The organism is Campylobacter sp. CFSAN093249 (assembly GCF_011067895.1).
Taxonomy (GTDB): domain Bacteria; phylum Campylobacterota; class Campylobacteria; order Campylobacterales; family Campylobacteraceae; genus Campylobacter_D; species Campylobacter_D jejuni.
The window spans coordinates 11,678-33,962 of the sequence record NZ_JAAMWM010000006.1 but is presented as its reverse complement, the minus strand read 5'-3'; the positions used below and the strand labels follow the sequence as shown (position 1 = coordinate 33,962).

General features: G+C 30.3%; 24 protein-coding genes, 1 other RNA gene and 1 pseudogene. 14 read left to right on the top strand and 12 right to left on the bottom strand.

The window, feature by feature from the left end:
* The first annotated feature begins 1 nt into the window (after position 1).
* Genes flhF through fliY form a run of 6 tightly spaced genes read left to right on the top strand, consistent with a single transcriptional unit; the run spans position 2 to position 5,281 of the window.
* A complete protein-coding gene (gene flhF / locus FBF10_RS06800) occupies positions 2-1,456 on the top strand; it encodes a flagellar biosynthesis protein FlhF (protein WP_002868362.1) in 1,455 nt (484 codons plus the stop codon).
* The gene (gene flhG / locus FBF10_RS06795; RefSeq protein WP_002851985.1) at positions 1,449-2,315 is read left to right on the top strand and encodes a flagella biosynthesis ATPase FlhG; all 867 of its coding nucleotides are present in this window, start codon (positions 1,449-1,451) and stop codon (positions 2,313-2,315) included. The genes flhF and flhG overlap by 8 nt, the downstream gene beginning before the upstream one ends.
* 18 nt (positions 2,316-2,333) lie before the next feature.
* Complete coding sequence (locus FBF10_RS06790) at positions 2,334-2,690, top strand: membrane protein (RefSeq protein WP_002851727.1); 357 nt, start codon at positions 2,334-2,336, stop codon at positions 2,688-2,690.
* Positions 2,671-3,363 carry an RNA polymerase sigma factor FliA gene (locus tag FBF10_RS06785; RefSeq protein WP_002851943.1) on the top strand — a complete coding sequence of 231 codons (693 nt, stop codon included), beginning with the start codon at positions 2,671-2,673 and terminating at the stop codon, positions 3,361-3,363. Before FBF10_RS06790 ends, FBF10_RS06785 begins: the two co-directional genes overlap by 20 nt.
* Complete coding sequence (gene fliM, locus FBF10_RS06780; protein WP_002851710.1) at positions 3,363-4,442, top strand: flagellar motor switch protein FliM; 1,080 nt, start codon at positions 3,363-3,365, stop codon at positions 4,440-4,442. The genes FBF10_RS06785 and fliM overlap by 1 nt, the downstream gene beginning before the upstream one ends.
* Positions 4,439-5,281, top strand: a complete 843-nt coding sequence (gene fliY, locus FBF10_RS06775) for a flagellar motor switch protein FliY (protein ID WP_032584445.1) — start codon at positions 4,439-4,441, stop codon at positions 5,279-5,281. Before fliM ends, fliY begins: the two co-directional genes overlap by 4 nt.
* A gap of 48 nt (positions 5,282-5,329) precedes the next feature.
* Here fliY and FBF10_RS06770 read toward each other — a convergent pair whose 3' ends face one another.
* On the bottom strand, positions 5,330-5,926 hold the full coding sequence (locus tag FBF10_RS06770) for a C39 family peptidase (protein ID WP_002859751.1): 597 nt from the start codon (positions 5,924-5,926) through the stop codon (positions 5,330-5,332).
* Positions 5,911-6,764 (bottom strand): annotated as a pseudogene (locus FBF10_RS06765) (hypothetical protein). Before FBF10_RS06765 ends, FBF10_RS06770 begins: the two are co-directional and overlap by 16 nt.
* Before the next feature lie 132 nt (positions 6,765-6,896).
* Here FBF10_RS06765 and FBF10_RS06760 point away from each other — a divergent pair.
* The 4 genes from FBF10_RS06760 to mnmA all read left to right on the top strand — a co-directional run bounded on the left by FBF10_RS06760 (position 6,897) and on the right by mnmA (position 10,372).
* Positions 6,897-7,412 (top strand): hypothetical protein, encoded by a 516-nt coding sequence (locus FBF10_RS06760; protein ID WP_002870295.1) that lies wholly within the window; start codon positions 6,897-6,899, stop codon positions 7,410-7,412.
* A 69-nt stretch (positions 7,413-7,481) separates the two neighbouring features.
* Positions 7,482-8,630 (top strand): hypothetical protein, encoded by a 1,149-nt coding sequence (locus FBF10_RS06755; protein ID WP_052789900.1) that lies wholly within the window; start codon positions 7,482-7,484, stop codon positions 8,628-8,630.
* Between the two features lie 120 nt (positions 8,631-8,750).
* On the top strand, positions 8,751-9,356 hold the full coding sequence (locus FBF10_RS06750; protein WP_002851677.1) for a TIGR00730 family Rossman fold protein: 606 nt from the start codon (positions 8,751-8,753) through the stop codon (positions 9,354-9,356).
* Positions 9,356-10,372 carry a tRNA 2-thiouridine(34) synthase MnmA gene (gene mnmA, locus FBF10_RS06745; protein WP_002851977.1) on the top strand — a complete coding sequence of 339 codons (1,017 nt, stop codon included), beginning with the start codon at positions 9,356-9,358 and terminating at the stop codon, positions 10,370-10,372. The genes FBF10_RS06750 and mnmA overlap by 1 nt, the downstream gene beginning before the upstream one ends.
* A 51-nt stretch (positions 10,373-10,423) precedes the next feature.
* On the opposite strand, the gene FBF10_RS08935 is transcribed toward mnmA, so the two are convergent.
* From FBF10_RS08935 to ffs, 6 genes are all read right to left on the bottom strand, one after another.
* On the bottom strand, positions 10,424-10,645 hold the full coding sequence (locus tag FBF10_RS08935; protein ID WP_002887116.1) for an anion permease: 222 nt from the start codon (positions 10,643-10,645) through the stop codon (positions 10,424-10,426).
* A gap of 122 nt (positions 10,646-10,767) precedes the next feature.
* A complete protein-coding gene (locus tag FBF10_RS08980) occupies positions 10,768-11,031 on the bottom strand; it encodes an anion permease (RefSeq protein ID WP_002867888.1) in 264 nt (87 codons plus the stop codon).
* Positions 10,946-11,161, bottom strand: a complete 216-nt coding sequence (locus tag FBF10_RS08925) for an anion permease (protein WP_002867887.1) — start codon at positions 11,159-11,161, stop codon at positions 10,946-10,948. The genes FBF10_RS08980 and FBF10_RS08925 overlap by 86 nt, the downstream gene beginning before the upstream one ends.
* Positions 11,104-11,448 (bottom strand): anion permease, encoded by a 345-nt coding sequence (locus tag FBF10_RS06725; RefSeq protein ID WP_002851927.1) that lies wholly within the window; start codon positions 11,446-11,448, stop codon positions 11,104-11,106. Before FBF10_RS06725 ends, FBF10_RS08925 begins: the two co-directional genes overlap by 58 nt.
* Before the next feature lie 222 nt (positions 11,449-11,670).
* Positions 11,671-11,820 carry a hypothetical protein gene (locus FBF10_RS08975; RefSeq protein WP_002857729.1) on the bottom strand — a complete coding sequence of 50 codons (150 nt, stop codon included), beginning with the start codon at positions 11,818-11,820 and terminating at the stop codon, positions 11,671-11,673.
* Between the two features lie 226 nt (positions 11,821-12,046).
* Positions 12,047-12,144, bottom strand: an RNA gene (gene ffs / locus FBF10_RS06715) — signal recognition particle sRNA small type.
* Positions 12,145-12,326: 182 nt separating this feature from the next.
* Between ffs and FBF10_RS06710 the strand changes: the two genes are divergently transcribed.
* Entirely contained in the window at positions 12,327-13,049 is a 723-nt protein-coding gene (locus tag FBF10_RS06710) for a bacteriohemerythrin (protein ID WP_002867885.1), read from the top strand.
* A complete protein-coding gene (locus FBF10_RS06705; protein ID WP_002851645.1) occupies positions 13,046-14,917 on the top strand; it encodes a FapA family protein in 1,872 nt (623 codons plus the stop codon). The genes FBF10_RS06710 and FBF10_RS06705 overlap by 4 nt, the downstream gene beginning before the upstream one ends.
* A gap of 3 nt (positions 14,918-14,920) precedes the next feature.
* On the opposite strand, the gene FBF10_RS06700 is transcribed toward FBF10_RS06705, so the two are convergent.
* From FBF10_RS06700 to FBF10_RS06685, 4 genes are read right to left on the bottom strand one after another with little or no spacing between them, the layout of a single operon-like run.
* Entirely contained in the window at positions 14,921-16,558 is a 1,638-nt protein-coding gene (locus FBF10_RS06700) for a flagellar hook protein FlgE (protein ID WP_002805291.1), read from the bottom strand.
* 3 nt (positions 16,559-16,561) lie between these two features.
* Positions 16,562-17,446, bottom strand: a complete 885-nt coding sequence (locus FBF10_RS06695; RefSeq protein WP_002805290.1) for a flagellar basal body rod modification protein — start codon at positions 17,444-17,446, stop codon at positions 16,562-16,564.
* Positions 17,447-17,499: 53 nt separating this feature from the next.
* Positions 17,500-19,293: a flagellar hook-length control protein FliK gene (locus FBF10_RS06690; RefSeq protein ID WP_075912916.1), complete on the bottom strand. Its 1,794-nt coding sequence runs from the start codon at positions 19,291-19,293 to the stop codon at positions 17,500-17,502.
* A 15-nt stretch (positions 19,294-19,308) separates the two neighbouring features.
* Positions 19,309-19,632 carry a hypothetical protein gene (locus FBF10_RS06685; RefSeq protein ID WP_002782892.1) on the bottom strand — a complete coding sequence of 108 codons (324 nt, stop codon included), beginning with the start codon at positions 19,630-19,632 and terminating at the stop codon, positions 19,309-19,311.
* A gap of 134 nt (positions 19,633-19,766) precedes the next feature.
* On the opposite strand from FBF10_RS06685, the gene typA reads away from it, so the two are divergent.
* Both typA and FBF10_RS06675 read left to right on the top strand, forming a co-directional pair.
* A complete protein-coding gene (typA, locus tag FBF10_RS06680) occupies positions 19,767-21,575 on the top strand; it encodes a translational GTPase TypA (RefSeq protein ID WP_002859745.1) in 1,809 nt (602 codons plus the stop codon).
* The gene (locus tag FBF10_RS06675) at positions 21,575-22,222 is read left to right on the top strand and encodes a hypothetical protein (RefSeq protein WP_002866317.1); all 648 of its coding nucleotides are present in this window, start codon (positions 21,575-21,577) and stop codon (positions 22,220-22,222) included. Before typA ends, FBF10_RS06675 begins: the two co-directional genes overlap by 1 nt.
* The last annotated feature ends 63 nt before the right edge of the window (positions 22,223-22,285 follow it).

The window sequence follows — 22,285 nt, the reverse complement described above, 5'->3', positions numbered from 1 at the left end:
AATGGGACAACTTATACATACTTTTACTGTTGAAGATACAGAACAAATTATACCCAAAGTAAAAGAAGATTACGGAGATAAAGCTTTAATTATAACAAATAAACAAATTCGTCCTAAAACCTTAAATCGCAGTGCGCTTTATGAGGTTATGGTAGCCATAGAAGAAAGCGACTATGAAGAACACTTAAAAAAACAAGGAAAATCTTTACCTGCAAAAAAAAGCTCGCCAAAACCATCTTCTACCTCTCTTGCAGAAGAAAAAATTAGATCTCAAATCCCTCAAGAAGATGAAGATGTAGTCTTGGATTTCTCAAACACTCGCTTAAATACAAATTTAAACACTGTAAAAAACAATGACTTAACTAAAAAAACCTATCAAGATTTTCCGCAAAACAAAATCAACCCTCATCAAAATAAGACTCTAGGCTTTGATGATTTCAAAGAAAAACTAAGTGAAGTTAGCAATGAAATTTCTAAAGTCACAAACACACCTTTAGAAAATTACACCCCTAATCCAAATTATAATAAAAAAATAGAAAATTTTGAAAAGCAATTTGAAAAACAAATCAACAAGCTTAATGATAAAATAGATCTTCTTGCAGATATGATGTGGGACGATAAAGCTGAAGCTAGAAAAAATCTTATGATACCTCCTGAATTTGCAAGTATTTATAAACAAGCCAAAGAAAGTGGAATGCTTGAAAATCATCTAGAAGCGATTATGAAAGCAACTATAGAAAATATGCCAGCTGCTATGAAAACCAACAAAGATGCGGTTCAAAGATATTTTCACTCACTTTTAAGAAATATCTTGCCTTGTCGTGTTGAAAGCGATATAAAAAAACAAAAAATCATGATGCTAGTAGGCCCAACAGGAGTCGGAAAAACAACAACCTTAGCTAAGTTAGCTTTTCGCTATGCTTATGGAGATAAGCGTTATAAAACAGGTATTATTACGCTTGATACTTATAGAATCGGTGCGGTTGAGCAACTTTTTCAGTATGCAAAAATGATGAAACTTCCTATTATTGATAGCATAGAACCAAAGGATTTAGATGAAGCGATAAAAAGCTTAAATAATTGCGAAGTAATTTTAGTTGATACTATAGGAAATTCACAATACGATCAAAGCAAACTTGCTAAAACTAAAGAATTTTTAATGCACTCAAATGCAGAAATTGATGTAAATTTAGTGGTTTCTGCAAACACCAAACATGAAGATTTAATGGAAATTTATAAAAATTTTTCATTCTTAAATATTGATACTTTGATTATTACTAAATTTGATGAAACAAAGGTTTTTGGAAATATCTTCTCTCTTGTTTATGAAACAAATATTCCTCTAAGCTTTTTCTCTATAGGACAAGAAGTGCCAGATGATTTAGAAGTAGCCAATAGTGATTTTCTAGTTCATTGTATTTTAGAAGGGTTTAACAAAGGAAAAAATAATGAATAACCAAGCAAATAAACTTCGCAATCTCATGAGTCAAAATGGAACCAAAAAATCCCAAAACACTCATTTTATAGCTATTACAAGTGGAAAAGGTGGCGTTGGAAAAAGTACGATTAGTGCGAATCTAGCCAATGTTTTAGCAAATAATGGCTATAAAGTTGGGCTTTTTGATGCTGATATTGGCTTGGCAAATTTGGATGTCATTTTAAATGTACGCATACAAAAAAATCTCTTGCATGTTTTACGCGGAGAATGCTCCTTGGAAGACATTTTAATAGAAGTTAAGCCAAATTTATGGCTCATCCCAGGCGAAAGTGGAGATGAGATTTTAAAATATAATGATAAAAATATTTACGAGAGATTTTTAAATCAAGCAAGTATTTTAGATGAACTTGATTTTCTTATTATCGACACAGGCGCGGGTATTGGTGGAAATATTTTAAATTTTTTAGAAATGGCTGATGAAGTTATAGTAGTAACTGTTCCTGATCCTGCAGCAATCACTGATGCGTATGCAACCATAAAAACAACTTCTAAGACAAAAGAAAATTTACTAATGCTCTTTAATGTTGTAAAAAATGAAAATGAAGCTTTAAAAGTTTTTGAAAATATTAAAAAAGTTGCAGATGCAAACATTAAAAATCCTTTAAATTTAGAATTCTTAGGTCATTTAAGCGCTTCTAAAGATGTAAGTGGTAGTATTAAAAAAAGAACTTTATTTAGCGATGAAAACACAGCCTCAAGTGATGAGATTAAAGCCCTAGCTTCCAAGCTTTTATATAGATTGGAACGGAAAGTGCTTGATAATGTTTCAAATCGTAGTTTTTCAAGTTTTTTTAGAAAAATTATTGAAAGATTTTAGCAATAAAGAGAAGAGATTATGAGGCCAGAAAATTACGTAGCATTTTTCACTGTTTGTGGATTTTTTATAGGACTTGCATTTAGCATTATTAGTATAGATGAAGCCTTTGATATACTGATTTTTACTTGTTTTATTACTTTTATGTTTTATGTTTTTGTTCATATTGCTATTATGAATTTTATAGATGTAAAGAAAATTAGTGGCAGAATCTTTAATAAACACGATTATGAAAAAACTAGCAATAATATTATCAACGATTTAGTTATTCGTGAAAAGAAAATGGATATAATTTTAGAAAAGCTCAATGAAGAAAGAGAAGAGCTAAAGAAAAATGAATTCAAAGAAAGACGAAGAAATGCTAAAAGAGCCGCCTAAAGCTTATGCACAAATGCTAAAGAAAGAGCAAGATGAGCTTGTGCTTTCTTACATGCCAGCTCTGCGTGCTATGGCTTTTAGACTAAAAGAACGCTTGCCTTCAAGTATAGATGTTAATGATCTTATTAGCATAGGCGTTGAAGAAATGATAAAGCTTTCACGCCGTTACGATAAAGAACAAAATGATAACTTCTGGGGTTTTGCAAGAAAAAGAGTTAACGGCTCTATGCTTGATTATCTTAGAAGTCTTGATGTAATGAGTCGAAATAATCGTAAAATTATTAAAGATATTGATGCAATCATGGATGAATATTTTTTAGAACATGAATGCGAACCTGATGATGAGTATCTAGCCAAAAAACTTGATTTAGATGTAGAAAAAATCAAAGAAGTAAGAACAGCTCATGCTATTAGCTATACCCTGCCCATTGATGAGCAAATCGAACTTTATAATGAAGACAATACTTTAGAAAAAATTGAAAAAGAAGAACTTTTAGAAAAAATTCACGAAGTGCTAGATGATCTTAAAGAGCGCGATCAGTTAATTATTCAGCTTTATTATTATGAAGAATTAAGCCTAAAAGAAATCAGTGAAATTTTACAAATCAGTGAAAGCAGAATTTCACAAATTCACAAAAAACTTCTTAAAAAACTTAGAGAAAGGCTAGTGTAATGGCTGAGATACTCTCCCAAGAAGAAATTGATGCTCTACTTGAAGTTGTCGATGATAACACTGACACACCCATAGCCTCAAATTCAAAAGATGAAAAAGATGAAAGAAATATCGTTGTATATGATTTTAAGCGTCCCAACAGAGTTTCAAAAGAACAACTTAGGACAATCAAAGGCATACATGATAAATTAGCAAGAAATTTAGCCTCTCAAATTTCATCGATGATGAGAAGTATTGTTGAAACTAAACTTCATTCAGTCGATCAGATGACTTATGGAGAGTTTTTAATGTCTTTGCCAAGCCCAACAAGTTTTAACGTTTTTTCTATCAAACCTTTAGATGGAAACTGTGTTTTAGAAATCAATCCAAGCATAGCTTTTCCTATGATAGATAGACTTTTGGGCGGACAAGGTGATAGCTATGAAGCTTCGCGTGAGCTTACGGATATTGAGCTTAATTTGCTTGATTCTATTTTGCGTATCATTATGCAAAGACTTAAAGAAAGCTGGGCTACCGTAACTGAAATTTATCCTAGTATAGAAGCTAAAGAATCAAGTCCAAATGTTGTACAAATCGTATCTCAAAATGAGATTGTTATCATGGTGGTAATGGAAATCATCATAGGAAATTCAAGCGGAATGGTAAATATCTGCTATCCTGTAGTACATTTAGAAAGTATATTAAGCCGTTTAGCAAACCGTGATATTATGATGGGTGAAACCTCAGCCAAAAAATCACGCAACAAAGAACTTAAAACTTTAATCGGTCGCGCTGAAGTGGTATATGAGGCAATTTTAGGAAAAACCTTAATTAATGTTCATGAATTTTTAGAACTTAAACAAGGCGATATTTTAAGGCTTGATAGAGAAGCAGACGATAAAGCTATAGTAAGTATCGATAAAAAAGATGTTTTCTTAGCACAAATTGGATTGCATCGTTTTAGAAAATCTATTAAAATTTTAGAACTTATACGCACAGATAAAGATGAAATCAAAGAAATTTTGGAAAAATACGAAGAAGAGCGTAAAGCTAAAGCCAGTGTTTATGATGAGCCTGAAGAGGAGGATGAAGAAATATGATCAATGATTTTTTAAAAATGTTTACAAATGAATGCATCAGCACCATTGAAGGTTTAACAGGAAAAAGTGCTGAATTTAGCGAATATAAAGAATTTGATGTCAATACAAGCGATACTTTAAAAGCACCTTTAGTGTATGCTATATTTAATATAGCAAATAGTGGAAAAATAGGAATTTTAGCTGGTGCTGTTTTAATGAGTGCTATTGGTGAATGGATGATGGGTGAAGAAGAGATCACCAAAAACGATAAACTAGGTCCTGATGAAATGGATGCAGCTAAAGAAGCCATCCAAAATATCATTTCAGCATTTTCTACAACCTTAGGAGCCCAAAAAGACATTCCAAAAATGGATTTTAGCATAGAATCTTGTGAATTTGTGCCTGAAAGCGTAGATTTTAAAGATTTTAAAAAATTATTTTTATATGATGTAAAAATAGGCGATTTAGAAGAACAAGTTTCTTTAGCCATGGATCAAACACTCCATAACATCCTAAGCGGGAAACCTGCTGAAACAGGAAATACAAGCACTGATTCTAATCACAATACTGAAGAAAAAGCGATAATGCTTAGCGAAGAGCTTAAAAATATCAATCTTATCATGGATGTGCGTTTGCCTGTTCGTGTGCGTATAGGCAATAAAAAAATGCTTTTAAAAGATGTTTTAACTATGGATATAGGCTCAGTTGTGGAGCTTAATCAACTTGCAAACGATCCGCTTGAAATTTTAATTGGGGATAAAAGAATTGCTTATGGCGAGGTAGTAATTGTCGATGGTAACTTCGGCGTTCAAATTACAGAAATTGGTTCTAAAAAAGAAAGATTAGAACAACTAAGATAAAAAGTTTTAGCCTACAAATTAAGAATAATAAATATAAACGAATTAAAACTAAAACAAACTAAAAGGGCTAAAATCAAAATGTAAAGATTTTGGAGTATTTAACTTAAAAGGTTTTAGCTCTTTTTTAGGAGCAACAATTAAAGCATAACCACCTTTATTATATCTATCCCAAATACTAAAAAATTGACTTTTAGAACTTATATATTCTCCATGACTTGGATCAAGCACTTGTAAATAATTACCTTTATGATTGACAATTATAACAAAATGTGGAAAGCGCGGATCATCTTCAATTTTTACAAGCATTGGAATATTTACAAGTTTATCCAAGTTTTCTCTATTGATTTGATATGAATTGCTTTGAAAGCCCAGTTTTTCAACTGCATCGCTTAAATCTGCAAAGCTTACCATATCCGTATAAAGTTCTTGTCCGCTCATAATCTTTAAAAGTTCAAGTTCATCAAACTTTTTATCATCAAGTATATTGAGTAAAGTTGCCAAAGATGAAGCCCCACAAGATTGCTCGTAAGTTTGCCTTATTACTCTTTCGTTTTTAATTTCTTGATAGGATTTAACTACCCATTCCGCTTTTGCACTCAAAGTAAGAATGGGTAAAAATAATAAAATTTTTAGAATTTTTTCCATAAGCTTATCCCAAATATGCTATCAGGAGAAGCAGAGCTTCCTCCAAAACTAGCATTAACAGAAACTGCGGTATCTGAATTAATGCTATAAGTAGAACCTAAACTTAAAGTTGGAATAGAACGCACTTCAGAATTTTGATAACCATTAATTTTTTGCTCGGTTTGAAATCTTTGCTCTGCTCCTAAATCTAAAGTAATTTTAGGACTTAGAATAATAGATAAATCCCCACCCACATAAATACTATTTCCATACTCTATTTTAAGGGTTTTAAATTTTCTTGATTGATTATAACCAAAACGGTATAAATGCTATAAACTACAGGATCGCTATATCCCCTCAAACTAGCTTGTAAGCTTTGTGATTTTAGATAAAAGTTTTTGGTTTGATTGACTGCTTTTTCTCTTTGAACGACTGCAGCTTGAAAGGTAATTTGTGGAATTAAATCTGCAATGCTATCGCCTGTATAAATAAAACCTAGCCATAAACTATCAAAACCTATTCTGTTTTTACTAGAATACTCATTTGTAAAAAAGTTTGTATATTCTTGTCTTGCATAACTTCCGCCCCCTGAAATAAGTATGTCAAACTTAGGTGTTATGGTATAAATGAAAGTTTGAGTTAAAAACACTTGCTTTGTATCATTCCAAATTGTAGGATCTCCGCCTATTGTTATATTAGGATAAAGAGAATACGAGTTTGCATTTCCTGTGCTAAGTAAAGAAAAGCTTGTAATACTTCTTAAACCTATTTGCTTTTTAAACAAACTGTCTATATTTAGTTCATCACTAGCAAAAACACAACTGGCTAAAACCATAAATGTTAAATAAATCTTTTTCATTGTTACCTTTCTAAATATTTTAAAAAATTTTTTTAAAGCAATGAATGTTCCAAATAAAAAAATTTGATTTTAATATATAATTTATGATATTATTCAAATAAAGAGTAAAATAGTTAAGAAAAGGAGAATTATATGTTAAAAAAATTAGTAAATTGTTTAATTTTGGGTTCTTTATTTACAAGTTCTGCTTTTGCTGGGGATTTTTTAGCTAAGGTTAGTAATGGTGCTTTAAGTGATAATTCTCAAGGAGTTAAGGCTCTTAATTTAGATGAGATGAAACAAGTTAAGGGTGGATATCAAGTTCTTACAAGCAAACTTGGAAATTCTGAATATATAGCATTAGCTATTCCAGATAATACAACAACATATAAACAGTTGGTAGCCATTTATACCGTAACTGGCGATAACACTTTTTCAAATACATTTTTAGGTTATACAGTAAAAAGAAATATCGCAATATCAAGCTCGGGAAAACCTTATGTTCTTTTTAACTATGGTGTTGCACTACTTGATAGACAAACGGGGTTGCATAGAGTTAATTCGAGTGAGATTTTAAATAATAATCAGGTTATTAAAGAATTAACTATGAAATATAAAACTCAATTTGAAAGTAATCTTGGTGGCTGGACTGCTAGAGCTAGAAGATAAAAAACTTATGAAAAAATCATTTTTGCCGATTTATCTTATAAATAAAACTTTACTTACAGGAAGGTAAAAATGATTAATGGTATAAATTCTTATTCAAGCTACAATTACACAAATACTTTTAGTAATAATACTTCAAATATAAAATCATCTAATGTTGCAAATGATAACTCAAGCCTTGTAAGCGATAAATCTAGGGCAGTAAGTAAAATGCTAGGATATGGCGTAGATAAAGATGGCTTTTTTACAAGCGATTTTAACGAAGCTGCAGGCTTACCAAAAGATTATAAGATTTATGCTAAAGATATAGAAAATTTTGTTAATATTCAAACAAAAAGTCTATTATCAAGTTATATTAATATTGATATAGCAAAAAGTATAGGAAATGCTTATAAAGTATTTTCACAACTTTTAAATGATGAGTTAAACAATAAAATCAATTTTACAAAAGAAGACTTAGTAAAAATACCACAAGGTTTCGAATTTAATCAAAATACTTTGGAGATAAATAAAAAATATAATTTAAATGATAAAGAGTATAAAGATTTTATGTCTAATTATCAAAATTACTCTCCGACTTCCCATAATATAAAAATAATGACTTTTTTCTCACTTGATGATAAAAGTGATATTTTTAAATATTCTTTAATAGATCCTACTCCTTATAGTAATAATGATAAAACTATAACAAAAAGTGGTATTTTTATGACTTTCTTTACTGGATTTCAAGCAAAAAACTATTTTATCGAAGGACAAACAAGTATTTTAGGCAAAATGCAAGGATTTGATAAAACTATGAGTCAAAGTGAAATTGATAATTTAAACAAATTCATAAGTGAAAATAGTATGAATTTTAAAGGAGATATTTTTAAGCTTTTTGATTTATTAAATTCAGATATGAGCATTGATGATTTTAAACAAAAAATACTAGAACAAAAAGAAAATTTAAACAATCCTACAAAAAATACAAATAACAAAGAAACTTCAGAAGAAGACAAAAAAAAGTCATTTAAACCTATACAAGCGCAAAGTTCAAGCGAAACCTATAAAGATGATAATAAAATGAATGAGCTTTTAAAAAAGCTACTGGAAAATAAATTTGGCACAAGCGATGAGTTAGAACTTCTTTTTGGTATGAAATTTAGTGATGATAACACAGGAGAATTTAACAAAATTATTTCTCAAAATACTGCACAAAAAAGTATAGATATTAAAGCTTAAGGATTTAAAAGTCTTTAAATTCCTAATCTTAATAAAATAAACCTATTAAAACTTATATAATAAAGAACTTATTATAAATTTTTAGCTAGAATGGAATTTATTTTAACTAAAGGTTGAAAAATGAATGAAAAAATAAGCCAAGATTTAGAAAAATTTGCTAACATACCAAACCTAAAAAATGCCGTAACTTTTTTTGGTTCAGCAAGACTTAAAGAAGATAATTTTTATTATCAGCAGGCTAAAATTTTGGCACAAAAATGTGTTCAAAATGGTTTTTGTGTGATAAGTGGTGGAGGTGGTGGTATTATGCGTGCAGCCAACGAAGGTGCTTTTTCACAAAAAAATAATACAAATTCAATGAGTTCTGTAGGGTTTAATATATTTTTACCTCACGAGCAAAAACTTAATGATTTTGTAGAATATAATATTACTTTTGAGAGCTTAGCCATACGCAAAATGGCTCTTATTGAAAAGAGTCTAGCTTTTGTGATCTTCCCAGGCGGCTTTGGAACACTTGATGAATTGTGTGAAATTCTTACATTAAAACAGTTAGAATTTAAAAAAGATGTTCCTATTATTTTGTTTGGGAGTGAATTTTGGCGAGGTTTTGATGAGTTCGTCAGAAATTCTTTACTCAAACTTGAAGTGATTTCTAAAGGAGATGAGTTAAAGTATAAAATCACTGACGACTTGGATTTTATAATTAATACTTTAAAGGAAATTTAATGAAAATTCTAGTCGCTATGAGCGGTGGAGTTGATAGTACAGTCACTGCTTATAAACTTAAAAATTTAGGTCATGAAGTTATAGGTTGTTATATGAAACTTCATGGCAAACCAAATTATCACGAAGAAAATATCAAAAAAGTAGAAAAAGTTGCAAACTTTTTGCAAATTCCTTATCATATTTTAGACTTACAAGAAGATTTTAAAAACAAAGTTTACATGCCTTTTGTGGATACTTATAAAGAGGGTAAAACACCAAATCCTTGCGCTTTATGTAACCGTTTTATCAAACTTGGAAAACTTTTAGAATTTGCTAAAAGTTTAGGTTGTGAAAAACTTGCCACAGGGCATTATGCAAGACTTGAAAACAACTTAATAAAAACCGCAGTAGATGAAAGCAAGGATCAAAGCTATTTTTTGGCCAGTGCAGATAAAGAAGCTTTAAAATATCTTATTTTTCCGCTAGGCGAAATGAAAAAAGAAGATGTGAAAAAATTTGCTTCCACTATAGAGGTTTTAAAATCTTTTGCCACCCAAAAGGAAAGTTCTGAAATTTGCTTTGTTGAAGATACTTATGTGCAAGTTTTAGATCAGTTTATGGATACAAAAATTCCTGGAGAAGTATTAGATAGTAGCGGAAAAGTAGTAGGCAAACATGAGGGCTATATGCACTATACCATAGGCAAAAGAAGAGGTTTTGAAGTGCGTGGAGCACATGAGCCACATTTTGTTTTAAAAATCAATCCTAAGCAAAATCAAATCATCGTAGGAACAAAAGAAGAGCTTAAAATCAGTGAATTTAACCTAAAAAATATCAATCTTTTTATAGACGCTAAAGAGCTTGATTGCGAAGTAAAAATCCGCTATCGTTCAAAATCCACACCTTGCAAGGTAGAAATTTATGAAGATAAAAGTGCAAAAATCATCCTAAAAGATCCTGTTTATGGGCTTGCTAGCGGACAAATGGCAGTCTTTTATGATCATGATAAAGTCATAGCAAGTGGTTTTATAGAATAATTTCTAGGAATTAATTCCTAGAAATTATTAATAAAATCCTAAAATTTTCCACTAAACAAGCCCAACAGCTATCATCACTACTATATCAACTATGGAAATCACAAAACCTGTACTCCACCATTTTTTAAGAGTTACACAGCCTGTTCCAAAAATAACAGGAGCTGTTCCTATTGCATAGTGAGTTAATGCCATCATAACATTACCTGAAGCTATCATAATAAAAGCATAAAAAAGTGGTGGTGCTCCTAAGGCAAGCTGCACTATAAAAAACAAAAAACATTGCTGATATATGAGCTGTAATGGAAGCAAAGAAATAGTGTGTATATAAAAAAAGCAAGGCTTAAAAATATCATAATAGAAATTTCCCCAAGTCCCATAGCAGAAGCAAATTCACCTTAAGCTTCAGCTAAAAACTGTGTAACGCCAAGTTTGCCAAGTAAAGTTGCCATCATTACAAGAGCTGAAAACCATACTAAAGTATTCCAAGCAGCTTTTTCAGCCAAAACTTCCCCAAAAGTTAAAACTCCACTAATCAACACCAAAGACAACCCAAGCAAAGCCACACTAGTCGCATCAAGAGAAATTCCAAAAAAACAAGCCCAAAGCTCCAGCCCATAAAAGTAAAAGCGAGACAAAAACACTGAGAATGATTTTTTCACTATTTTTCATTTTTACAAGTTCTTTTAATTTATCTTTAGCAAAAGTAGAAGCATTAGGCGTGGATTTAATTTCTAGCGGAGAGAGAAAATAAAGCACCAAAGGATTTGGAGCTGTAGCTGTAATAAACATAGCTGATGAAATAGGATTGGCTCTTGATAATTTACCAAAGAAAGATAAGTGCCTATTTTATTTTGTGTTCCATCTTCAGGAGTGGATTTAAAACTTCTTGCAATAACTTGAACTATAGGATTTATGATAGCCCCTGCTCTTGCAGTATTTGAAGGAGTAACTGGAGCTAAAATAGTTTCACAAAAAGCTATAGAATAAGCAATACCTAAGGTTTTTTTACCAAGAATACTGATAAAATGATAAGCCAAATGCTCTCCAAGTCCTGTTTTAATAACTCCACGAGCCACAATAATAGAATAACTATAAGCTAAATAAAAGAATTTGAAAAACCACTTAAAGCGTCTTTTATACCCGTTTTAGATTTTAAATTTGATATAGCAGTATTTACCTTTTCATCTTATACTCTTTTGATATAAAAAATCAAGTACTGAAGTATTTAAAGGAAATTTTAGTCTCATCAATAAGTTGTTGCGTAGAAGTTTTCGAAGTAGCTTTGGTGTAAATTTTACTTAGATTTTCAATTGGGTAGTGGTAATGCCACTAAGAGCTACTATGGCAATAGCTATCATACAAACAGGCCCCAAAGGCATTACTTGTAAAATCACTGCCATAATCACAGCAATAAAAAGCCCAAGAAAATGCCAAGAATTATCTTCCAAACCTACAAGGAGTAGGTATAGGCCAAAACACAGCTGCAATAAAATACGCAGCACCAACAAGGGAATTTTCTTTCTATCCATTGTTTATCTTTTGATATTGGTAATGAAATTCTAGTTAACTAATATTTTAATAAATCTTAAAATTATAATTTTTAAATAAATTTTTAATTTATAAAAAAGCTAGCCTGATTGAAAAATAAATAGGGAATTTTAAAATGAATAAAACCCTTCCCCAGATAACTGCGGCACACACTAAAATCAAGTGCTCTGCTGTGTTCCCACCCTGAAGCGGTGCTTAAAAATAGCATTGCACAGGTCTAGGAAAAGGCTCTAAAATTATATCACAATATACTTAAAAAGCCTTGAGAATTATAAAACTAAAAAAATAATATATAAATAATAAATTGGTTAAAATTTTATACATTTTTTAAAATTTATTTATAAAAACTATTATTTTATTCTCTAAAAATACGATATAAAAATAATTTATATCGCAAGGAAAAAATATGAAAGTTAAATGGAGTAGAGATTTTAGCATTAAAAATATGCAATTAGACAAACAACACGAACTAATTTTTGAAATTACCAATCTTGCAAATGATTTAGCTCTAAACATTCAAGATAATAATACACAACACAAAAATGATTTAAAACAAATTCTTGTAAAGCTATTTCAATACATCAAAATTCATTTTAAAGATGAAGAAAAATTTATGGAAAGCATTGATTTTCCTTTAATTGAAGAACATAAAAAATCTCATCAAATATTAGTAGAAAAAACTAAAGAGCTTTTAGAACACTCAAATGATATTGTAAAAATGTCTCAAGAACTTTCCATATTAACCAAAGATTGGATTTTAGATCATTTTGCTAATGAAGATTTATGGATAGCTAATTTTACAAAAAAAACCCTACACCTTCAAGAAATCCATTATACCTTAGAACAATACATAAAACTAAAATCAATCAAACAAGACCTAAGAGCTGAAAAAACTCATGATTATATTTGCAATTGTTCTTTGCGTATCCATGCAGTTCCACAGACTATACATCAAGAGCTTGTTAGCAAAGAAAATACCTTAAAGTGCGAAAAATGTGGGCAAATTTTAGTTCATTTGGATTATTTTGATTTGAATCAAAATTTCGAAAAATTCAATGCTATTTTTGAAGATGCACTACAAAATCACCATTTCACGACTCAAAAAAATGATATGGGGGGGGATAGATGAATTTTCAAGTAAAAACCTTAGAAACTTTCAATCCTTTTGAAAGTTTAAATCATGAACAAGCAAACACAGAACAAATTCTTGATTTTAGAGTTATAGATTTTAAACTTCTGTGTTCTAGTGTAAAACCAGCAAAAACAAAAACTTATGAAAGAAAGGATTTTGACTTATTTTATGCAGATGATTTTTTTGTAAAAAACTACAATACCATAGTGCAAAAATTTCTTATAGAAATTTACCCAAAAACCCAAAGTTTTCCTTTTACAGTCAAACTTAGATCCAACTCCAACCTAACCCATCTAAAAGCCAGTATCAACCTTACAGAAAATTTTAAATATTATCCTAATTTAAAATTTGATATTTTGCAAAATATCTACAAAATAATGATCAAACAAAAATTTTTAATCTTAAGACTTGATAAAAATTTATTTGACAAGATTGATGATTTTATCTTATCAATACAAAAAAGTCCATCTATTAAAGAAATAGAGCTTGAAATTGCCAAAGGTGTAGATAAGATTGAACATAAAAGTGATGAAATTATTTATCATAGAGATGTTAACGAAGAATGTTTTGACGAAAATATTAACTATGATGAAGGAAACTACTGTAAACCTATTGAAAAAAATGAGCTACTTTTTGAATACATTTATAGAATTCTTGGAAAAGAAGGACGAAATTTAAGAGGAGAGATACTTCATTTAAATCCAATAGCCTTTCTTGATAATCCTTTTATCATAAAAGATGAAAGCATTTACACAGAAGAATTAGAAGATAGAATTAAATATTTTAGTGCCAATTATGGATTTTTAAACAAAGATCATACAGGATATTGTATCGCAAATAATTTAAAATTATCACAAATAGGGCTTAAAACAACCGGTTCAATCAAAACAAATACCGATGAAAATATAAACTTAGAAATCACTAATTTTGATATAAGTGATGATGCTATTAAATCAGGTATTGTAAATGTTCAAGCTTCAAATATAAAAGTAAATGGGAATGTTGGAGCAACAAAACTTTATGGAAAAAATATCAGTATCAAAGGCTTAACTCATGCAAAAAGCGAAATTTTTGCACAAGATATTTTTATTACAACACACAAAGGAACTTTGCAAGCTGACACTGTATATATAAAAAATTTAGAAAATGGGACAATTATAGCTAAAAATGTATTTGTTGAAAACTGCATGGGTGGAAAAATAGAAGCAGAAAATATTTATATTTGCAATTTACTAACGGATAATACTTTATATCCAAGAAAAAATCTAATCATAACAAACAATATAAAATTTAAAAACAATATCGTAGTTTCACCACTAGTTTCTATTGAAAACAACTCAGATACAGAATGCGAAAATCTTAAAAATCTAAGCCTTAAAATAAAAAGTAAGCTTGATGACACCATAAGCAAAATGCAAAATTACTATGATTATCTAATCAAAAATCAAATCAAAATCATCAAACTTCAAAAGACTAAAAATCCTAGCGCCATAGAAATGAAATTTTCAAATCTTTATCACGATATCATAAAAAAATACAATCATCTTAGCATTTCGTATAAAAAACTTGTAAAATTAAAATATCAAATTGATGCGAAATTAAATTTCTTAAATGAAATGGTTTACAATGTAAAAATATACATAAAAGCCGAAAATATCGGAGAGGATAATTTTTTAAAATTTTATCCTAACACAAACACCAACCTTGAACTAAAACATCATATAAATTTAAAAGACTATGAAAAGGTTTTATATCTTGAAAAAGGACAGCAAGTAAGTTATATTAAATCAAGCCATAATTATAGCGAAAGCGACATAGAAGAAATTAAAATTATTTTTGAAAAATTAGAAAAAGATAATTCCTAAGAATTATCTTTTCATATTAATGGCTTTTTGTATCATCTGATCACTTGTAGTGATACTTTTTGAGCTTGCATCAAAGGCTTTTTGAGTTACGATAAGGTTTGAAAGCTCTGCGCTTAAATCAACATTTGATTGTTCTAAGAATCCGCCTTTAAATTTAGCTGTATTAACAACTTGACCATCTTTCATAATAAAACTTGCATCACCGCTATTTGCCGTTGCTGCAAAAATATTATCTCCCATAGCAACTAATCCTTGCTCATTGATAAAATTATATAAAGCAAGCTTTCCAACTATGGCATTTTTACCATTGCTAAATTGCGCAACAATACTTCCATCATCGGATATATTATATTGTTCAAAAAACCCTTCAGCTACACCATCTTGTTGTGTAACTACATTTTTTTCGACGCCTTGTTTAATATAAATCCCACTATAACCCGAACCAGGCTTGTTAGCATCATAAGGAGAACCTAAATCAATATTAATTGTTCCACCATTTGGATTTGCAATGCTTGTAATATTGTTTTGAAGCAAAGCACCATTTTTATCAAAAACCATATTTCCTTCAGTCGGATTGCCTACGGCATTGCCATTAGAATCATAAATTTGTGCAATAGCTTTATATTGTATATTATCGCCTTCTTGCGGTAAAACTCTTTCAAGTGTAACCCTTAAAGTGCTTTTACTTCCATCTGCATTATAAATAGGGGATTCTAAAATATCTTTATTGGCTTTTTGTTGCTCTGTTGAAATTTGAGCTGTATCAAGCTTGATGCTATTTTCATCCAATCCTTTTAAATCAAGCTCGTTACTTTTAAAATTTAGATTTTCATCTAAAGTCGCTTCAAAGCTTGTTTTTACGCCATTATCATCAGTGAAATTTAAAATAATCCTATCACCCGCTTTAGCACTAAACACATCTTCTTTGCTAACACTACCACTAACTACATATTTTCCATCTTCAGTTTTTGTAATGTTAAATTTACTAGGATCAAGATCTACTTTAACTACTTCTGTTGTTGTGTTAGTATTTAAACTTCCACTCCATTTTACATTTTGAGTTACTTGAGGAGGTAAATACATATTCACAGGTACTTTAATAGCCCCTTGAGAAGCGGTTGTGCCTATACTGAAAGAATTATTTGAATTTACAGTAAAACCATTATTTACCGGAGTTCCTGTGTTAAGATAATCCCCCATAAGCCCAGCAACTCTATCGCTATAGTTAATACCAGTAAAAGCAGGATTCATTGTTCCTAAAACAAAATTTCCATAAGAATCTACCAAATATCCATTGGCATCTCTTCTAAATGATCCATTTCTAGTATAGTAAGCATTGCCATCAGCCCCTAAAACCCCAAAAAATCCTTTTCCTTGCAAAGCCACATCAAATTCGCCATCACTTGCAACAGGAGAACCCTGTTCGAAAACAACTTGAGAAGATGCTGCACCGCTACCATAACCACCTTGAGCAGGGTTGGTTGATTGGGTTGTTATGGTAGTATAAAAAATATCTTTAAATTGAGCATCAGAGTATTTAAAGCCCGTGGTATTGACATTTGCTATGTTATTAGCAGTGATATCAATACCAAAGCTATTGCTTTTTACTCCAGAAATCCCATTATAAAATGAATTCATCATGGCTTATGCCTTTTCCTCTTTGTCGCCATCTTCTGTAGATCCAGACCCAGAAGAATCTCCATCGCTTGAACCACCACTTGAGTCTCCACTTGAACCGCTTCCTCCAGTAGATGAAGATGAACCAAGCTTATAATCTGTTATTTCTTGTATTGCATCAAAAGGAACTTCTTGTCCAGCCATTTTTGCATAGGCAACACCATCTTTAAAAACAACACCTTCGATAGGATAAGTTCCGTAATTTGCAGTGATTTTTTCACCATTTTTATTATTATAAACCATTTTAACAGTGTACTCACCATCACCTGCATAAACCCCATCGTTATTTCTTCCTGGCCACTCCATAGTAAATAAACCTTGAGAAATAGATTTAGCATCGCTTTTTTCACTGAAAACAAGTTTATTATTGCTATCATAAATTTCTAGCGTAACACCGTTTTCATCAGAATCTTCAGGCAAATACATTTTAAGAGCGATAAGCTCATCTGCACCTGTAAGTTTGATTTTATTATCTGAAACAGTTGCCATTTTACCAATAGCCCCTAAAGCTGAAGTACTCATACTTGTACTAAAAGAATCAGAAAGCTTTTGCATAGTTTCAACCATTTTTTGCATAGTTGTATTGGTATTTTGCTGCATTTCAAGTGCACTAAGCTGTGAAGTTTGAGTAAGCATTTTATCGCTATCCATAGGATCTGTTGGATCTTGATGTTGAAGCTCTATCAAAAGAAGTTTTAAAAACGCATCCTTATCTAAGGTAGCATTTGGATTGCTCACTATTCCTGAGCTACTGCTTGAATCTGTTCTAGTTGTTCCACTAGTACTTCCTGAAGAAGTAGTACCTGAAGTTGTAGCAGTGGTATTTAAATTCCAATCCGATGATGATATCATTATAAACTCCTTTTTATTTAGTTTTTTATTATTTAAGCAATAAGTGTTCCAATTTAAAAATACTTCGCTAAAACAAGCTCTAGATTGACTTTTTCACTTTCATTTTTTCCATCTAAAGCATCTTTAAAACCATATCCACTACGATTTTTTCCTTGATTTTGATTTTGCTCTCTTTTACCTTGATCACTAAAATTCATTTCAAGTCCAGTAAATCCCATATTTACAAGAGAATTTTTAAACTCGGCTTGATTTTGGATAAACAAATTCATTGCATTGGCATTGGAGTTGAAATTGATATGAAGGTTATTACCTCTTTGTATCAAAGTTACCTCCACTTCTCCAAGATTATTAGGATTTAGAGTGATACTAAGTTTAGTAATAGGCGCTTTGTATTGATCCACAGCCTCTTTTAAATCTTGTGAAAAATACTGCAAAGTTTCTTTAGGAGTGATATTGCGAGCATTGTTTTGTGTTACTTTATTTAAATCTTTGACTAAAGAATTTAACTCATCTAAGCTATTTTTATCTACATTTTCACTGTGCGTTTTTGTTTGCTCTTGAGTAAAAGTTTCTTTATTAGTAGTATTATTATTAAAATTTGCATTATTCTCTTTGTTTTGAACTACTTGAGTTTTATTTAAATTTTCAAAATTTAATTTTTGATCAAAGAAATTTTGTTTTATATCTTTATTTTCTTTGTTGTTGTTTTTAGGCTCTTTATTTAGATTAAAATCTTTTTGTGTTAAATTTGAAACTAATTTCTGAGTATCTTTAACAATTTCTTTATTTAAATTTTTATCAAGATTTAAATTTTGATCATTGTTCTTTAAATTTTTATTTTGATCTTGTATATTTTCTTGATTTAAATTGTTTTTTTCTTGATTTTTATTTAACTCTTTATTAAAATCTTTGTTTAAGTCTTTGCTTTCTTTATTTAAATTATCTTGGTTTTTTTTATCTTTTATATTTAACTCTTCTGTTAAATTTTTTGCAAACTCATCATTTTTGATATTTTTTAAAGTATTTTTAGCATCTGTGGTATCTTCTTCTATTTTTGATTTAACTTTATCGTTTTTTTCGTGTTTGCTTTCTTTGGATGAAAGTATGGAATCTAAATTTTTTAAAGTTTGAGAAAGCAAAGAACCGCTATCTTTAGAATTTGTTTTTTGCATAGAATGAGTGCTTGTAGTATGAGTTGTATTTTCTAAATTGTGATTTAAATTTTTACTCACATTGGAAATTTTATTATTGATGATTTCTTTAAAAACATTATCCACAGCACCCTTAAAAAAATCAGCCTTATCTAAATTTGGAAAAGTTGCTTTAAGATCAAGAAGACGATCTACTTTAATATTTTTTACATTTAAGCCCAGATCTTTAGCTATGTCCAAAAGCTCACTAAGATTTGATGCACCTTTTAAAGCATTAAAATTAGCCTCTGTTTTAATAAGACTTGAAAGTTGAGTAGAAAGATTTGCTAGTTTAACATCTGCTGTATCTGTTTTTAGCTTATCTAACAAAGAAAGAATTTGCATAAAAGAAGCAGATTCGAAAATGCTTATCTTATCGCTCTCATCAAAAGCTCCTTTTTGAAGTCTGCTCATCGCTTCATTAACAACTTCTTTTTGACTGATCTTCATATGATCAGGTAAAAATTCATTGGTTTCATTGATAGAATTAAGCAAAGAATTTAAAAAACTTTCCGTATCATCTTGAGTTGAATTTTTACTATCACTACTTTCATGTTCTTTATTTTTACTAGTTTTACTAAAAGAACTGCTAGTAGTAGAAGTTTTACTCGGCGTAAGATTTAAAACATCATTTTGCGGAGCTAAATTTGACATCACTTTTCCTTCAAAAAATTATTTTAAAAATTTATCTACCATTACATTAGGAAATTTTTCTTTCAAATAAGAATCTTCATATACTTTAATCATCTTATCTTCATTTAAAGCAGTTAAGATATTTAAAAGCTCTTCTAAATTTTTAGCATTTAAAATTTTCTCTAAATTTTCTTCATTTTCTAAAATTTCTGTAAGCTCACTTGAAATTCTTGCCATTTTTTCGTTTTCATCTGATCTAAAAGTTTCTAAAAGCTCTAAAACTTGAAGCAAAACTTCATTTTTTCTTTCAGCTAGATCACTTTTAAATTCAACAAAAATCTCTTCATTTAATGGTTTTGACATTTTAACTTCCTTTTTAAAATTTTAATTTCATAAGTTTTTAAAGCAAGAAGTGTTCCAAGTTTTGATACTTTGTAGTTTAAGTTAAATTTTTGTATAATTTAAGCTTTTAAAAATTTAGCTTTGGAGAAGAAAATTTGGAAAACATTAGAAATATAGCAGTTATAGCTCACGTTGACCATGGTAAAACCACTATGGTAGATGAATTGTTAAAACAATCAGGCACCTTTAGTGAAAGAGAACAAATTTCAGAACGCGTTATGGATAGCAACGATATAGAAAAAGAACGCGGTATTACCATACTTTCAAAAAACACAGCGATCAATTACAAAGGTACAAAAATCAACATCATAGATACTCCAGGGCATGCTGATTTTGGCGGAGAAGTAGAACGCGTTTTAAAAATGATTGATGGAGTTTTGCTTTTAGTAGATGCTCAAGAAGGCGTTATGCCACAAACTAAATTCGTGGTTAAAAAAGCTTTATCTTTAGGGCTTAAACCTATAGTTGTAATCAACAAAATAGACAAACCAGCTGCTGATCCTGAAAGAGTGATCAATGAAATTTTTGATCTTTTTGTAGCCCTAGATGCAAACGATGAGCAACTTGACTTTGCTATAGTTTATGCTGCAGCAAAAAATGGTTATGCTAAGCTTGATCTAAACGATGAAAGTGATAATATGGAGCCACTTTTTAAAACCATACTTGAACGCGTTCCAGCTCCAAGTGGTAGTGATGAAAATCCTTTGCAGCTTCAAGTTTTCACTTTGGGGTATGATAATTTCGTAGGTAAAATAGGCATTGCTAGAATTTTCAATGGGGTTGTGAAGAAAAACCAAAGCGTAATGCTTGCAAAAGCTGATGGTACCAAGGTAAATGGTAGAATTTCAAAACTCATTGGCTTTATGGGCTTAGAAAAAATGGACATCGAAGAAGCAGGAAGTGGAGATATCGTAGCTATAGCAGGTTTTGAAGCTTTAGATGTGGGTGATAGCGTTGTAGATCCAAACAATCCTATGCCACTTGATCCTTTACACATTGAAGAGCCGACTTTAAGCATAGTATTTTCTGTAAATGATGGACCATTAGCAGGAACTGAAGGAAAACATGTAACTTCAAATAAAATCGCTGAACGTTTAGAAGCTGAAATGAAAACTAATATTGCTATGAAATACGAAAGCACAGGCGAAGGTAAATTTAAAGTAAGCGGTAGGGGCGAACTTCAAATCACTATTTTAGCTGAAAATATGCGTCGTGAAGGTTTTGAGTTTTGCATGGGAAGACCTGAAGTTATCGTAAAAGTTGAAGATGGAGTTAAAACAGAACCTTTTGAACATTTAGTTATCGATGTGCCTGAAGAATTTAGCGGTGCGGTAATAGAAAAACTTGGCAAAAGAAAAGCTGAAATGAAAACCATGGCGCCAACAGGCGATGGACAAACAAGACTTGAGTTTGAAATTCCAGCACGCGGACTTATAGGTTTTAGAAGTCAGTTTTTAACTGATACCAAAGGCGAAGGCGTGATGAATCATAGCTTTTTAGAATTCCGTCCTTTTAGCGGTGCGGTTGAAAAGCGTAATAATGGAGCGTTAATTTCTATGGAAAATGGCGTGGCTTTAGGGTATTCTTTGTTTAACCTTCAAGAGCGTGGAGTACTTTTCATAGAGCCTCAAACTAAAGTTTATACCGGTATGATTATAGGTGAGCACTCTCGTCCAAATGATTTAGATGTTAATCCTATCAAAGGAAAGAATCTTACCAATGTAAGAGCAAGTGGAAGCGATGATGCAATCAAACTTGTGCCACCTAGAAAATTAAGTCTTGAAAGAGCTTTAGAGTGGATAGAAGAAGATGAACTTGTAGAAGTTACACCTGTAAATGTGCGTGTTCGCAAACGCTATCTTGACCCAACTCAAAGAAAAAGAATGGAAAAAGCAAAATCTTAATGGATTTAAAAAGCTTAGAAAATAATAGACTTTATATACTTAAACGCTTAGGAATCTTAAAATTCCTAAGCATTATCGAAGCCTTACTTGTAGGTTTTTTAGCCTTTGTTTTTATAAGAGATGCCTTAATCGCAGTAATTTTAGCTGTTTTTGTAGGTGTTTTTTTCTTTCGTTTTACAGCCAAAAAACTAAAACTCGCACAAAAAGAATTACAAATTAATGCTTTAAATTTATTTTTGCGTCGTTTTGGGGCAAAATTTAAAAAGCAAAGTTTAAGCCAAAAAGACTTTTTAAAATTAGGACTTACAAAGGATTTGAAAGAATTTAAAAGTCAAAACTGCTTTGAATTTAAGGATTTTAAAATTTATGATATTCAGTTTTTGGACGAAAATAAACGCTTTTTTTGCGGAATTTTGCTCGAAATTTTAAGTGCAAACAAAAATCCTAGCTTTGAAAATGAAGAGCAAATTTATATCAAACTTCAAGATAAAAATTTCACTTTAAATCACGTTTTTTCTAAAGAAAATCATTATCTTATTGCTACTTTAAGCAATCCTTTCTTTATAGATATAAAAAAAGATTTAGAAAGCAATTTCAAAGATTTAGAAGAAAATCTAAATTCTATAAAAAATAAATTATTTAAATAATTAATATAAAGTTAATATCATAAAATTTTAATAAATATTAATTATATACTTTAAATATATATT